This is a genomic window from Streptomyces sp. WM4235 (assembly GCF_001279725.1).
Classification (GTDB): Bacteria; Actinomycetota; Actinomycetes; order Streptomycetales; family Streptomycetaceae; genus Streptomyces.
In genome coordinates this window covers 1-370 of the sequence record NZ_LGDE01000328.1, presented here as the reverse complement: position 1 = coordinate 370, position 370 = coordinate 1, and the positions used below count along the sequence as shown (strand labels likewise).

Sequence of the window (370 nt, the reverse complement as noted above, 5' to 3'; positions counted from 1 at the left end):
CCGTGGGGCGGCCTGGCGGGGTGGTCGTGTGAGGGTGATCTGGCGGACCAGTTGTTGGAAGCAGGCCAGCGCGGCGACGGCGGGGAGGGCGGATGCCGCTCCGGCGGCGATCGTTCTGGGTGCCTGGGCGATGCACAGGAGTGTGGCCAGGGTGGAGAACAGCAGGACGATGGACCAGGAGTGGAGCGCGCGGCGCTGGTGCAGGGCGGATCTGAGGATGGACAGGGAGGCGACCATCCAGGGGCCGTAGATCAACAGGGGCCACCAGTGGACGACTTCACGGGCCGTTTGAGGTGCCGCGCTGTGGCGCAGGGCGTCACAGATGGCCAGTCCACTGAGGATGCTCACCACGGTGGCGATGGCGGCGACC

Annotated in this window: 1 pseudogene; it reads right to left on the bottom strand. The window is 69.5% G+C overall.

From position 1 onward, the window contains the following. Positions 1-370, bottom strand: a pseudogene (locus ADK55_RS21010) (hypothetical protein); the annotation flags it as partial.